Origin of the sequence: Chryseobacterium sp. JK1 (assembly GCF_050632815.1) — a bacterium.
In the GTDB taxonomy this organism is placed as follows: Bacteria; Bacteroidota; Bacteroidia; order Flavobacteriales; family Weeksellaceae; genus Chryseobacterium.
The window spans coordinates 2851866-2865329 of sequence record NZ_JBODRU010000001.1 but is presented as its reverse complement, the minus strand read 5'-3'; the positions used below and the strand labels follow the sequence as shown (position 1 = coordinate 2865329).

The 13464-nt window shown below is 35.2% G+C and carries 13 protein-coding genes; 2 read left to right on the top strand and 11 right to left on the bottom strand.

All coding sequences use genetic code 11. The annotated features are described in order from the left end of the window. The 5 genes from ACQ76T_RS12970 to ACQ76T_RS12950 form a co-directional block, all read right to left on the bottom strand. Positions 1-3424, bottom strand: a 3424-nt coding sequence (locus ACQ76T_RS12970; RefSeq protein ID WP_431343702.1) for a DUF5977 domain-containing protein, incomplete at its 3' end; no start/stop codon positions are given. 5 nt (positions 3425-3429) lie between these two features. Then, a complete protein-coding gene (locus tag ACQ76T_RS12965) occupies positions 3430-5025 on the bottom strand; it encodes a T9SS type A sorting domain-containing protein (RefSeq protein ID WP_431343701.1) in 1596 nt (531 codons plus the stop codon). A 713-nt stretch (positions 5026-5738) separates the two neighbouring features. Continuing rightward, positions 5739-5909, bottom strand: coding sequence for a hypothetical protein (locus ACQ76T_RS12960; protein ID WP_431343700.1), 171 nt, complete (start codon positions 5907-5909; stop codon positions 5739-5741). Positions 5910-5915: 6 nt separating this feature from the next. Continuing rightward, a complete protein-coding gene (locus ACQ76T_RS12955) occupies positions 5916-6092 on the bottom strand; it encodes a hypothetical protein (RefSeq protein ID WP_431343699.1) in 177 nt (58 codons plus the stop codon). Positions 6093-6102: 10 nt separating this feature from the next. After that, a complete protein-coding gene (locus ACQ76T_RS12950) occupies positions 6103-6486 on the bottom strand; it encodes a winged helix-turn-helix transcriptional regulator (RefSeq protein WP_431343698.1) in 384 nt (127 codons plus the stop codon). Between the two features lie 124 nt (positions 6487-6610). On the opposite strand from ACQ76T_RS12950, the gene ACQ76T_RS12945 reads away from it, so the two are divergent. After that, complete coding sequence (locus ACQ76T_RS12945) at positions 6611-7621, top strand: zinc-dependent alcohol dehydrogenase family protein (RefSeq protein ID WP_431343697.1); 1011 nt, start codon at positions 6611-6613, stop codon at positions 7619-7621. Between the two features lie 126 nt (positions 7622-7747). Here the strand turns inward: ACQ76T_RS12945 and ACQ76T_RS12940 are convergent, their stop codons facing one another. The 6 genes from ACQ76T_RS12940 to ACQ76T_RS12915 all read right to left on the bottom strand — a co-directional run bounded on the left by ACQ76T_RS12940 (position 7748) and on the right by ACQ76T_RS12915 (position 11692). After that, on the bottom strand, positions 7748-8296 hold the full coding sequence (locus ACQ76T_RS12940; RefSeq protein WP_431343696.1) for a hypothetical protein: 549 nt from the start codon (positions 8294-8296) through the stop codon (positions 7748-7750). Positions 8297-8336: 40 nt separating this feature from the next. Then, on the bottom strand, positions 8337-9407 hold the full coding sequence (locus ACQ76T_RS12935) for a tetratricopeptide repeat protein (protein WP_431343695.1): 1071 nt from the start codon (positions 9405-9407) through the stop codon (positions 8337-8339). A 101-nt stretch (positions 9408-9508) separates the two neighbouring features. Next, a complete protein-coding gene (locus tag ACQ76T_RS12930; protein WP_431343694.1) occupies positions 9509-9766 on the bottom strand; it encodes a hypothetical protein in 258 nt (85 codons plus the stop codon). A 155-nt stretch (positions 9767-9921) separates the two neighbouring features. Further along, positions 9922-10458, bottom strand: coding sequence for a GNAT family N-acetyltransferase (locus ACQ76T_RS12925; protein WP_431343693.1), 537 nt, complete (start codon positions 10456-10458; stop codon positions 9922-9924). Positions 10459-10473: 15 nt separating this feature from the next. Then, positions 10474-10866 (bottom strand): VOC family protein, encoded by a 393-nt coding sequence (locus ACQ76T_RS12920; protein WP_431343692.1) that lies wholly within the window; start codon positions 10864-10866, stop codon positions 10474-10476. 40 nt (positions 10867-10906) lie between these two features. Then, positions 10907-11692 (bottom strand): hypothetical protein, encoded by a 786-nt coding sequence (locus ACQ76T_RS12915; protein ID WP_431343691.1) that lies wholly within the window; start codon positions 11690-11692, stop codon positions 10907-10909. A gap of 104 nt (positions 11693-11796) precedes the next feature. Between ACQ76T_RS12915 and pafA the strand changes: the two genes are divergently transcribed. Beyond that, the gene (gene pafA, locus ACQ76T_RS12910; protein WP_431343690.1) at positions 11797-13443 is read left to right on the top strand and encodes an alkaline phosphatase PafA; all 1647 of its coding nucleotides are present in this window, start codon (positions 11797-11799) and stop codon (positions 13441-13443) included. Positions 13444-13464 lie beyond the last annotated feature (21 nt).

The window sequence follows — 13464 nt, the reverse complement described above, 5'->3', positions numbered from 1 at the left end:
TAGAAATTGTCCATCCATTACTACTAATATTTTTGTACGAGTTTGGTGCACACAAACTTTGAAGAGTTCCTATAAATACTCCTCCTGACCAATTTAGGTTTGTACCACTAGTTGGAAAGCTTAGTATTGCTTTTATGTGGTTCGCTGACATTTCCTGAAATGATGAGTAATAAATTTGGACATTACTAGATGGCGTAATTGTACAAACATAGGGAGTACAAACTCCGTGCGTATTTACATAGACTTGTCCGTTAGTATTAATATCATTCTGTGCCTTCTGATCAGCATCTGCCTGACTTATTAAAGATGAATAAGATCCTAGTGGGACTTTATATATGGATACTTCTGGTAACGTTCCCGGACCGCAGTTATTTCTTGTGAAAGCCTGACTTTTTTCCACATTATAATATGTAGTTGGTGCAATATTATATTTATATTCTTTTAGTATATTATTATCTTTATCTAATACCTTCTCAAGCTTGTTGGAAACATCATAAGTATAACTTTCTTTAACTCCATTCTGAGGAGTGATGCTTTTAACACCAATTAATGGAGCATGTGTATATGTTGATACATTATAACCTTTAAATTCTTGCTTATTTCTAAAATCCTTAAGATTGGACAGTAAATCAATCTCGGTAGCAGAATCAAAATGCAAATCAGATTTTTTAACAATATCCAAGTTAAGATAAGAATTATTATCATTTATATTCAGTCCATAGGCCTGCATGATCTGAGAATAAGTAGCTCCTTCAATTTTTGCAATAGGTTGGTTTTGTCGATATCCCCAGATAACAGTTACAGGAATACTGTTTTTTGCAGTATACTGTAATAAATTCCCTTTAGAGTCATATTTATCATAAGTAATCTCAGTAGTAGAAGTATTAATATTATCCAAGCCATATGAAATTATAGAACTAGGTAAAATATTGGAGGAATTTTCATATTTGGTTTCCTGCTTACTTAATACTTTACCATTTTTTCTTTTCTCAACCTCTACAGGAATATCTAAAATATTAGCATTAATAAGTTTCTGGATACTTTTATCTTTGGCATTTCTATAAAATTCTTCTGTAGTATCTCCCCCACTTATCGTTTTTTTGGAAATTAGTCTTGCTCCATCGTAACTAAAATTATTTTCTTCTTTTACTGAACTTCCTGAAAAAAGCTCCTCCTTTGTACTATTTTTAATAGTATTAAAATAGGTTAAAAAATAGTTAGAGGCAGAAAACTCATCATAACCAGTGCTATATCCATAATAAAATGGTTTGGTGATTTTCAAAGAATTCTTCACCTGATAATCATAAGTATATTCTTCTTTTTTTAATGGTATCGACTGCCCTTCTTTATAATAGTTTACTGATAGTAATTTTCCTCTCCTGTCATCAAATGATTGTACATAGGAACTTGGAAACTTCATAAATTTAATAAAGTTTTTGTGCGCCTGATTGGTAATATTTTGATCAGGTTGCATAAATTGATCAGGATAATCATTAAAATTGGTATATTTTTTTTCAACATATCCTTTTCCTGTAGTTTCTTCAATAATTCTGGAATAGCCTATTACAGCATCTGTATTAAATCCAATACCTGATGAAATTTCTGATGTCGAAGTTTCATCAGGGGTTTTTATAAAATTGATTTGTCCGGAAGAAGTATTATCTGCATTGATATACTTGTATTTTATTTCTTTACTTACGATATTCTGAGAATCGTATAATTTCATAGAATTAACCCTTGTACTTCCTAATATATACTTTTCTCCTTCATACATAAAATCATCATTCTCATAACTCAGATCTAAAGAACCTCCAGTAGGGTATACCATTTTTTTTAACAATCCTAATTGAGATCCTGTAGAAGGAGTTCGGTCTATTTCCCTAGAAATTTTATTAGCTACCTTATTTCTTAGTTGAAATGGAAAAATATTATCTTTGGCTAACTCAGGATAAAAATAAGTCTTTGTTATTGGATAATAATTAAAGTCAAATGGATGATAATCGGTTTTTGAAAAGCTTATATTAGAGCTATTATTGTTAAAATAACCTAAAAAATCTACCTTAGAGGTATTTCTTGGGGGAAATACATTGTTGTCATAATAAAAAGAATATTTTCCCAATGAAGAATCATTCATGGTTTCAAGTCTCAGCCTTTTGCATTCATAAGCTCCTGCTGAACAAGTCCCGTTATCGAAATATGAGTACGTAAAATTATATTGCTTAACAATATTACCATTTTTGTTTTTTACTAAGATACCACTCAACGCATTCCCTCCATAATCAAGCCTTATGATATCATAATTAAAATCTAAGACCTCTTTATCCGTTGTGATTCTTTTTAATCTTTTAGGAACCAATCTTGATGATACTAATCTATTAGCAACTCTGCCCAGCGTTTCATCACGTCCTGGCCTTGTAGTACTCAGATATGAGGTGGCATAGCTTCCAAAATCAAAATAATTAAATAACGATAATAAAGATAAGTGATCATAAGTGTTGGTGAAGCTTTCATATTCAAAAGTAATTTCTTTTCCTGAAAATGGATCTTTGATTTTAGTAAGATACCAGTTATTAACTTGTTGGGTGTTATGACTAGAAAAATCTAAAGGATATTCCCATATAATTGAAGCATCATTATCATTAAATGTGTAGATGTATCCATTTTCGCCAGTAATTTCAAATTTATCCGGTTGATAAAAAACTGTAGCAGCCCCCTGATTTCCCCAAGCTGTACTTTCTAAACCAGAACAGGTTGTTTTAATTGTAAAGTTCAGATTATTATTAAGTTTAGCATTTGAGGTGAAAAAATTAGCTTTTACCTGTGAATCGTTAATCCTAGTAAGATAAAATTTGTCATTCAATCCAGGCACATTAAGATAGTAGAAATCAGGCGCAGTATCTATATTTCTATCATCACTACTCCATATTCTAGTATTCATACATAACTGGGAAGAAGGTACCTGTGTATCACTAAGGGCTTGTGGATAATCTGTAGATAAGTACCCCTTTGTTTGGCGATGCCAGGCATAACTCTGTTCTGGCTCAAATGTACCATCAGTATAGAATGCATAATTTTCTGTAAGATCGTTCATATCATTGATCTTAACAGTTAAGTTTCCACCAGCATTTAAATTCCAGCCAAGTCCTACAGAAGTTGCTATGTCAGAAGCTTTGTTACCTTTTGTATTATAAGAAAGTCCTATAGGAATTTTAAGGTTTCCGAAATTAATATCATAAATTGGAACTGAAATATTTGTTTTCCCTATAAAATCAGGTTCTGGAAAATCCACATATCTCATCATAGTTGCAACTTCTGGAGTCGCAATATTATATATTTGTTTTTCTGATATGTTTGTTTGTGACTGGTATTGAGAAAAATTAAAAAATGATAATAAAAGGATGATTTTAAATTTATTTTTTTTCATCAGGTTTATTTTTTAATAAGTTTAGCATTTGCTGTTTTATTCGTATCCGTTTTTATAGTGATCAAATAGGCCCCTTGTACCAAAGCTTGTGTATTGATCTTAGTGACTTTGTTCTTTGTTTTTATATTCTGAAGCTGTCTGCCTCCCATATCATACAGTACAATATCTGCTTCCTTGAAATCGAAGCCTATTTCTACATACGCATAGTCGGATACTGGGTTAGGATAAATCTTAATGTCTTGTTTCTCGATTAGCTTATCAACCTGCTTGTCTCCCAGCTTGACGATCTTCCAGTTTTCCTTTCCGAGCTCTTCCGCGCTCGTTCCAGCCAAAATGATAGAGCCATCTCTGTTCAGTTTTAAGTCAGATAACCTTTCTTCTCTCTTTCTGGATTCTCCGGTGATGTGTTTTCTCCACTGTTCATTGCCATTCTCATCCAGATACAGCATCCAGAAGGTTTCATCATCCTTTTCTATTCTTCCCTCAGCCTGCGTATAACCGCCTAACAAAATTCCTTTAGAAGATTTATCATCCGCTGCATGAAGTACACTCATGCTCATCAGAATATCTCTGTTTTTGAAATTATAGGATTTCTGCCACTGCTCATCACCTCTTTCATTCAAAGAAATCAGCCAGAGATCAGTTCCTTCTTCGATACCAACCGTTTTGTTTCCGGACCTCTCTGATCTCGATTCCCCTCCGATGATAAATCCATTAGACGTTAAAGCAAGGGTTCGGACGTGATCGTCTCCTTTTCCTCCAAAGTTCTTTTCCCATTCTACTTTTCCGTTTTTGTCTAATTTGACAATCCAGTAGTCGCCTTCTCCAAAGTTGCTGGTGGCTTTTGGCATCTGGCTAATGGCTGTTGAACTAGTTGATCGTTGTTCGGATCCAGAAACACGAACTTCGGAGCTTCTTGAGTAAATTCCCAGTAGGGCTCCGCCATCCTTCGTGGGAATCATTTTCTCTACTTCATCAAGACCTTTTCCGCCTAAAATAAGTTGGGAAAGTTCTTTTCCGTCTTTATCAATTCTACTGATCCAGACATCTTTGGAACCGTATCCTTTTGAAGCATTCTGAACATTTCCGGCTACAAAAAATCCTAAATCTGTTGTTTGAATAACCGATCTGGCTTCTTCATCAAAAGAGGTTCCGAGTGTTTTCTGCCACAATTCATCTCCAAACTCATTGATTCTGATAAGCCAGATATCCGAACCACCTTTAGAATCATCCTTTTTATCCAACCCTTTTCCGGAATAAGAAGTTCCGGCTAATAGAAAACCACCATCCTGAGTGGTCACCGTGGCTGATAAATAGTCATGATTATTTCCTGAGAAGTATTTTTCCCAGACTTCCTGTCCTTGTTGATTCAATTTAATAAGATGGAAATCGTACCCATTGTTTTGCTTACTGCCAGAAGCTTGCTGCTTATCGCTTTGAATAGAGCTTCCTGTAATAAGGTACTGCTGGTCAATTGTAGTAGTCACCTGGCTTAGAAAATCCTGCGTTGAGGATTTGATATCTTTCTGCCATATGACTTCCTGAGCAGAAATACCTAAGACCGTGCATAAGGTCAATGCACTGAGATAGAGTTTTTTCATTCTCGTATTTATATTTGAGTTAGTGATTAGCTTTTTTTGCTTTGCAAATTTAATCTTTTTAATCTAAAAAAATCATACTTATGGGATTTAGTAGGCTTATTTATTCTATCACATATATTCTTTACTGAAAAGCTAAATTTCCAGCATTCTTTTGCAATAATAATTCATCATTACGACAAAATGTGTAGTGTTATAATTATCTAATAAAAATAATGATGTGAACTCCATTCTTTTTGTTCTTTTATGTTTGAAGGAGAATCTGGACAAAATGATATTTTCTCTAAATCATAGAAAATAAATGCTTACATCTATTTTGTAATTTTCTATACCCCTTCATTAAGCCCCTCCTTACCTAAGCGGGGATACTCAGTTATCTAACAGACTGGAGGTAGTTGGCAAAGGGGGATAGCCCCTATGATAAGGGCATTAGGTACTTATGAAACTGGTGATAGACCGTTAATGAAGTGTTTACAGGTTGTTATATAAAGCTTATAGATATTTTATAAAGTAGCAACAGGGGATTGGGTAATGAGGAAAAGGTTTGAGCGCGCCCTCTGGCCGCGCTCAAACCATAGATTTACAAAATGGTCAGGACAAAATCCCTACGTTATATTCAGAAGTTGACTTATTTTTTTCTACTAAGCTATTTTTAAATAGTGATTAAAAAAACTTACGGTGTATTTAATTGTTTCAACTATCTAGAAACAGTTGAATTATTCTATTTTTGAGTGCATATTTTCATTAGATTGGGTCTCAATATATCCTATAATTTTGTCCCAATCTTCACTGAAGAAAAACATTCCGTAATATTCTTTTCCAAGTACACTTATAAATCTTAGTTTATTCCCAGAATAATTTTTCAGATTGGAAACCAAGGTTTCCATCTGTTGTTATAATTCATAGTTTCCATTTTTATGAGCACTATATTTTCTGATGGTGTATACACCAATCATATTTTCTCTCTCAAAATTATTGCTGTTGCTTATCTTAATTTTATATTCTGTAATATCATTAAGAAATTTTCTTTCTTCTTTAATTAAACTGAATGCTTCTTCAATAGTTAACATGTTTATTTTATTATTTCATAGATCCCGGAAGTATTCTGATCTCATAAGGAATATTCTGTTTTCCCCAACTGCATAGCTGGTGCATCACTTTTGTTAATTCCGATCCGCTTGGCGTAATATGATATTCTACTTTTAAAGGGATTTCGTTGAATATTTTTTTCGTTATCAGATTCGATTTTACCAGTTCGTTGAGTACTGAAGACAGTACGTTATCTGAAATTCCTACTAACGTTTCTTTCAATTGGGAGAATCGGGCAACATCATGAGTGATCAATAGCAATATTTCAGCAACCCACCGTTTGCCAATGATCTTTAATACTTTGTTTAGGGTACATCTGTCGTCCAGGTAATGTTCATTAATTGTATTGGTAGAACTCAGTTTTTTTTTACTCATACTCATTTATTTATTAGTAGCTCACAATGGGCTGTAGATTATCTCCCGTACTCTTTTCATCATACATTTGTATCATAAAATTACGGCTTTTAGTCTATAGTTTAACAATTTTAAAATAAGTACAATGAAAGCATATCAGGTAAGTAAAGACTACAGTATATCTTCTCTAGAGCTGGTGGATATCTCTTATCCAAAGCTTTTGCCCAATCAGGTATTAGTGAAAATGAAGGCGAATTCTCTTAACTACAGAGATCTGATGGTGGTAACAGGTTATTCTTCCTGGAAACCTCCGGTGGGGAGAGTTCCGGTTTCTGATGGAGTAGGTGTTGTTGTAGAAAGAGGGAGTGAGGTCACTAGTTTAGCTGTTAATGACAGGGTTGCCGGATTATTTTTACCCAAATGGATAGATGGAAAGCTGACCGATGAAAAGGTTGGTGGTTCTCTTGGGGGAGCAAAAACAGATGGTCTGTTACAGGAATACGCTGTATTTAATGAAAGCGAAGTGATTAAGGTTCCAACTTTTTTAAGTGATGTGGAAGCTGCAACATTACCCTGTGCGGGACTTACCGCCTGGCATGGTGTGACTGAAAAGGGAGATCTTAAGCCAGGGAGTACAGTGCTTATCCAGGGAACGGGAGGGGTTTCTTTATTTTCTGCTCAGTTTGCTTTAATGGCCGGTGCTGAAGTGATTTTGTTATCGAGTAGTGATGAGAAACTGGCTTTGGGTAAAAAGATGGGAGTTAAACATCTTATTAATTATCATCAGATGCCGGCTTGGGAAAAAAATATTATGCAGATTACCGCTGGAAGAGGGGTAGATCATATTGTGGAAGTGGTAGGAGGGAGTAATATCAACCGGTCAATGGATGTAATTGCTCTCGACGGTACTATTGCTGTTATTGGTTTGATCGGTGGCTTGAGTGCAGAATTGGATACTGTAAAAATCATGTCCAGACAGATCAGGATGCAGGGAATAGAAGTAGGTTCTAAAGAAATGTTTTCCCGTATGAACGAAGCGTTGCAACACTATCAAATACATCCCATCATAGATCAGGTATATCCATTTGAAGAGGCAAAATCAGCCTTTTATCATCTTGAAAAAGGAGCAACAGGTAAAATTGTGATACAATATTAATTTTTGTGACCAGTAGAAATTTATTAGTATCAATAAAAAAGAACAGGTAATGATAAGGTCACCTGTTCTTTACTTATAATCGAAAGTCCGAGTTATTGATGAACTTCCAAGACTTAGTTTCACCCTTTATGCTACCTTATTCTTTGGAATCCTGATCAGAAGAATGATGACCCAAAGCTGAAGAAGAGTCTGTATAATACTGATAATTCCCAATAGAGGATAAAAAGCAAGATTAGCCAGCATGGAAGGAATGCCAAAAAGTCCCAGTGCAAAAGTGATGATAAGAATATATTTTACCACCTCATTGCCCTTTCCTATAAGATATCCCATACCAAAAATAAAAGCTAGCGTTGCTGCTGCAATGGAAATCGCGATTCCGGAATTGAACTGTTCGTAATTCAGGATAATACTTACAATCCCCAGTACACCGCACAGGTACATGATCTGTGAAGCTCTGGTATGATTGGGATGTATGATAATTTCCTGTTTTTTATTAAGATCAGCTGTTTTGGAAATGATATATGCTAACTCTTGATCGGAAAATGTTCTGCCTCTTGACTGTAGAATTTCATGGGCAAACTGAACGGCCTGTGGAACAAATTTGGATTCCGGATTAATATATTTTTCAAGTTCCTGACTGGACATTTTTTCCAGAGCACTCTTTTTAGTATCCATACGTATTGTAAGTCTTTTTTTGCGAAATTAATGAAATTATTTATTTGATTCTTACCTGATCAGACAGATACACATTGTCTTTGTTTATTGTAAGAAGATTCGCGTCTTTAGTATACCAATCTACAAATTTGTCATATTCTGTTGTATTCTGGGTTTGCCATTCTTTAAAACCGTTTTCATCTCCTATCTGAAAAATATAATGATTGTAAGCATTGAATACATGTTGGTCTTCCATCATTTTATGATAGCTTAATAGTACATTGGGAGGGTAATTGTCTTTCTTAAAATATTCTTCTATAAATTTCTTTCTGATTGAAGATAAGGTTTCCAGATTAATTTCTTTTTGACCTATAGAGGCCAACGCGAAGTTGGTAGCAAACGTAATGCAGAATGGAATGGAATTATTTTTTTTATACTTTTCAGCATCTATTACAGCTTCACAAAAATTAAGACTGATATTTTCAGCATCGAAGTGTATCGCTTTTTTATAAGTAGCATATAGCAGTTCACTCATTTTCTGAGATCTGGAGGTGGTTCGCTCAAGGTTTACAAAGATTTCACCATAGATGAGACCGTATAAAACATCTTTAGAATTCAGATATAATTGAGAAACTCTATAGTAATTTGAGGGATACATCGGTTCTGCTTTTATTCCCTTTTCATAGAGCTCTACAGCGTCTTTAAGTTTGCCCTGAGATTCCAGAACGATTCCTTTTTCGAGATATAACCTTCCGGAAGCAGGAAATTTTTCTAACCCTTCATCATAAGCTTTTATTGCCTGTACAGCATTACCGGACTCGTCATACACATTACCAAGAAGTGCATAATAATAGTCATTGATATCTGGATATGTCTTTATTTTTTCCAGTTCGTAGATGGCGTTTTTGTAATCTGCTTTTCGGGTATAAGCTAAGGCAATTTCGTAAGGGTAAGTGTAATCTTTCGGATCTTTTTTCTCACAATCTCTCAGAATAAGAATAGCCTGATCGTACTTTTCCTCATCGATCAGCTTAACGGCATCATGTACTTCCTTACATTTAAATGTTTTCTGCTGTGCATTTATTACTGAGAATACAGACAATGCAGCGAAACAATAGATTGTTCTTACCATAAGTTCTCTAGAATTAGTTTTGTTGCAAATATGCATCTTTCTGCCTGAAATAAAAAGAGCGGTCATAAAACCGCCCCAATGTATCTAACAATATTTTTTTATCAGTAAACACAGCCACATCCTGTTTCCCATTCCTGGCAGAAACGCATAGGCTCGTTACAGAAGCCACCGCCGCCGCCTCCAGGATTACCTCCTCCGCCATTGCCCCCTCCAGAGGATGTATAGCAGGTACCATTAGAACAATAATACGAACCTGGTACGGGAGGGCAATATCCGTCGGTTGTACAGATAGCATATGCACTGTCACCGCCGCTGATCAACACGAGTTGGCTTCTTTTTAATTTTTTTAAATTTTTCATAGTCAATGATTTTTAATTTGCTGATTACTAATGTAAAAAAATATTAAGACACTTGCAAGTGTTTAATTGAAGGTTGTTTTGAATGATGAGTTGATCCTTAATACTTTATGAACTTTTAATCTTTCGCTTTCAATGAGAATTTTCCTCCCTAATAGCTAGTCCAGATCTAAGGTCATGAAAAGAGCAATTTCTTCTGAATGATTGTAAAGTCTCGTATTTAGACCAGTAATGTTGAATCCCATTCTTCTGTAAAACTGTATCGCGGGATAGTTGGTATTCTGGGTTTCAAGTTCAATGACTCTGCAGTTTAATTTTCTGGCTTCCTTAATGATATTTTTAATCAGCATGATTCCAATTCCTTCTCTTCTGTATTTTTCGTCTACCAGAATATTTTCAATATAAAAACTGTTGTTCCATACTCTATGCTCACCGATGATCCAGCCAGCCAGTTTGTCATCTTTATAAGCACCAAAAGAATTTCCCTTTTCAATGATACTGTTAAATTCTTTCAGTTCCTCAGGACTGTTTTTCCATGTTTTGCTGTATGGTAAAGATTTTTCTTTTAAAATAAATTCAAAAGAACCTGCAAACTCAATGGATGAAACCGAATAGATCTTATCTGTTACATAGCCATTATGACCCCAATGCAGGCTGGGATCAATGGATATTTTTTGTAGTTTTCTTATTTCCACAGTGCAGTTTTTAAATTATTGAATTTCTGTACAGATTTCTACCAGATATTGATCCAGATCCTTGATATAAGCTGTTGTTTGTCCCCATGGCTTTACTGTAATATCTTCGTAAAGAACAGCTCCGTTTTTAATAGATTTTTCTACCAAAGCTTCTACATCGTCTGTTACAAATCCCAGTTCTATTCCGAAAGGTTTGGCACTTTCTTTTGACGCTAAAAAGCCTTCCTTTATATTAGAACTGGCTAAACTTATTGAGGCAAATGATAAGGTTGTTTCTCCGGTAATCAGTTCTCCGTAATCTTTTTCAGGAGTAATGAATTTGATTTCGGTGTTGAATGTATTCGTATAAAAATTCATAGATTTTTCTACATCTTCTACATATAAAATAACGTATTTGAATTTGATCATATTATCAGATTTAATAATGATTATTGAATTTAAATGGTTTTTATGGCGCTATAATATATTCTTCATCTACCATCAGTTCTACATGAGGACCATTGCGTGGATAGTAGGTGAGGCCTTCAAGATGACCGAAATTAAGCTGTAAATATTTTTCTGTGAGTTGTCTTATTTTACTCCCGAAAGTATTAATGTGAACTTGCTGAACAGAGTCGTTTTGCTGTCTGCCATTGGTGAACAGCAGCATGAGATTACAATGATCTTTGAAATCACAATCATGATAATAAAAGACATGAAGATTCTCCTCTCTGCAGATTTGGGTTAAATCACTGATCAGGTTTTTCTTATCATATAAAGGCAGATTACAGTCAATTCTGATAGAATAATTTTCCGCATTATGCTTTTTAAAATTAGAGCCCACCATTTGAATGAAACGGTGTTCTATACTTTCAAAAGTTTCCTTTTCCGGTCGGTACAGCATATTGGAAATAGCTTTAAATGGAACATTAGAATCCAATGGTATTGCTTTCTCAAGGATGAGTAGCTTTTCTATTTCCTGAGCCAGCTGAAAATAGTAGTCAAACAAAAAATGATCTCCTAAACTGATGATCAACTGATTTTCACTGCTGCTAAGTTGCAGGTACGTTCTTTTGAACTGGGTTTTGAGGGTTTCCAATTTCGAAATAACTTCTTCAATATGATCAACCTGAACTCTTGCAATCAGTTCAGCATCGTTATCGGCATGACCTCCATAGCCTTTAAAGAAATTAAAAAACTTAAAATGATATAAATCTTCAGGAAATTTGAAATACCAATATACACCTAGAATCATGGTTTGTTGGATTGATGAATAGTATAAAACTCAAATTTAAATAAAATTTCACACTTCAAAACTTTCAAAACACTTAAATTTGTATCCAATAAAAATTTACTTGGATGCTTAGGAACATTTCAATTGCGGCAGCTACTTTCCTGTCCGTAGTTACAATTAATGCGCAGAAGAACAAAAATACCCAACTGGAAAGACCGAAATTAGTAGTAGGTTTAGTTGTAGATCAGATGCGTTGGGATTATTTATACCGTTTTTACGGTAAGTATGGAAATGATGGTTTCAAAAGGCTTTTGAATACCGGATATTCTTTAAACAACGTGCATATTCCTTATGTTCCTACGATTACCGCGTTAGGGCATACATGTATCTATACAGGTTCTGTTCCGGCTATTCACGGAATTGCAGGAAACGACTGGACAGACAAGGAAACGGGTAAAGGTGTATACTGTACTGCAGATGAAAGCGTTCAGCCTGTAGGAACTACAAATGCTAAAACTGGAAGCCACTCTCCGAAGAACCTTTGGTCTACAACGGTTACCGACGAATTACGACTGGCAACCAACTTCCAGGGAAAAGTAGTTGGGGTTTCTTTGAAAGACCGTGCTTCTATTCTTCCGGCAGGACACACTCCAAACGGAGCCTTCTGGTTTGATGACAGTACCGGAAACTTCATTACAAGTACCTGGTATATGAACGATCTTCCTCAATGGGTAAAATCATTCAATTCTCAGAATTTACCGGAAAAATTGGTAGCAAACGGTTGGAATACTTTACTTCCGATCAACGAGTATACAGAAAGTGCTCCAGACAATTCACCATGGGAAGGACTGTTGGGAAGTGCGAAAACACCTACATTCCCTTACAGTAATTTAGCAGCTGATTACCAGTCTAAAAGAGATAATATCCGTTACACTCCTTTCGGGAATACATTGACATTGAAATTGGCAGAGGCTTCTGTGGAAGGTGAAAAACTGGGTGGAGATAATATTACAGACTTCCTGGCGATCAATCTGGCTTCAACAGATTATGCAGGACATAAATTTGGGCCTAATTCTATTGAAGTAGAAGATGTGTACATCAGATTAGATCAGGATTTGGCAGAATTCTTCAAGTATCTGGATTCAAAAGTAGGTAAAGGTGAATATACTGTTTTCCTTTCTGCAGACCACGGTGGTGCACACTCCGTAGGATTCCTGAAAGAACATAAGATCCCGACAGGTTTCTTTGGTGAAGGAGCAGAGAAAAATCTTAATCAAAAGCTGAAAGAGAAATTCGGAGCTGATAAGCTGATCAATGCAATTGATAATTATCAGATCTATTTTGACAGAAAAGTATTGGCAGACAGTAAACTTGAACTGGACGATGTAAGAAACTTCGCCGTTAAAGAGCTGGAAAAAGATCCAACAGTTTTATACGCTGTTTCTGTAGACAAAGTTCAGGAATCAAGCATTCCGGAGCCTATCAAACAAAGAATTATCAACGGAATCAACAGACAGAGAAGTGGTGATATTCAATTGATCTCTCACGACTCTATGCTTCCTCCATATTCTAAAACAGGAACTACACACAGTGTATGGAATTCTTATGATTCGCACATTCCATTGATCTTTATGGGTTGGGGTGTGAAACAGGGAGAAAGCAATAAGGCGTATAACATGACCGATATTGCTCCTACCGTTTCTTCATTACTGAAAATTCAGTTCCCAAGTGGAAATGTAGGAAACCCTATCACTGAAGTTATTGGTAAATAAACTGAACATTATACATCATAA

What these genes read in the sequence shown, in the direction of transcription:
- ACQ76T_RS12940 (WP_431343696.1), bottom strand. Translation starts at nt 8,296, where the DNA reads ATGGATACTAAAAAGAGTGCTCTGGAAAAAATGTCCAGTCAGGAACTT.
- ACQ76T_RS12950 (WP_431343698.1), bottom strand. Translation starts at nt 6,486, where the DNA reads ATGAGTAAAAAAAAACTGAGTTCTACCAATACAATTAATGAACATTAC.
- ACQ76T_RS12930 (WP_431343694.1), bottom strand. Translation starts at nt 9,766, where the DNA reads ATGAAAAATTTAAAAAAATTAAAAAGAAGCCAACTCGTGTTGATCAGC.
- ACQ76T_RS12920 (WP_431343692.1), bottom strand. Translation starts at nt 10,866, where the DNA reads ATGATCAAATTCAAATACGTTATTTTATATGTAGAAGATGTAGAAAAA.
- ACQ76T_RS12935 (WP_431343695.1), bottom strand. Translation starts at nt 9,407, where the DNA reads ATGGTAAGAACAATCTATTGTTTCGCTGCATTGTCTGTATTCTCAGTA.
- pafA (WP_431343690.1), top strand. Translation starts at nt 11,797, where the DNA reads ATGCTTAGGAACATTTCAATTGCGGCAGCTACTTTCCTGTCCGTAGTT.
- ACQ76T_RS12960 (WP_431343700.1), bottom strand. Translation starts at nt 5,909, where the DNA reads ATGGAAACCTTGGTTTCCAATCTGAAAAATTATTCTGGGAATAAACTA.
- ACQ76T_RS12945 (WP_431343697.1), top strand. Translation starts at nt 6,611, where the DNA reads ATGAAAGCATATCAGGTAAGTAAAGACTACAGTATATCTTCTCTAGAG.
- ACQ76T_RS12955 (WP_431343699.1), bottom strand. Translation starts at nt 6,092, where the DNA reads ATGTTAACTATTGAAGAAGCATTCAGTTTAATTAAAGAAGAAAGAAAA.
- ACQ76T_RS12915 (WP_431343691.1), bottom strand. Translation starts at nt 11,692, where the DNA reads ATGATTCTAGGTGTATATTGGTATTTCAAATTTCCTGAAGATTTATAT.
- ACQ76T_RS12965 (WP_431343701.1), bottom strand. Translation starts at nt 5,025, where the DNA reads ATGAAAAAACTCTATCTCAGTGCATTGACCTTATGCACGGTCTTAGGT.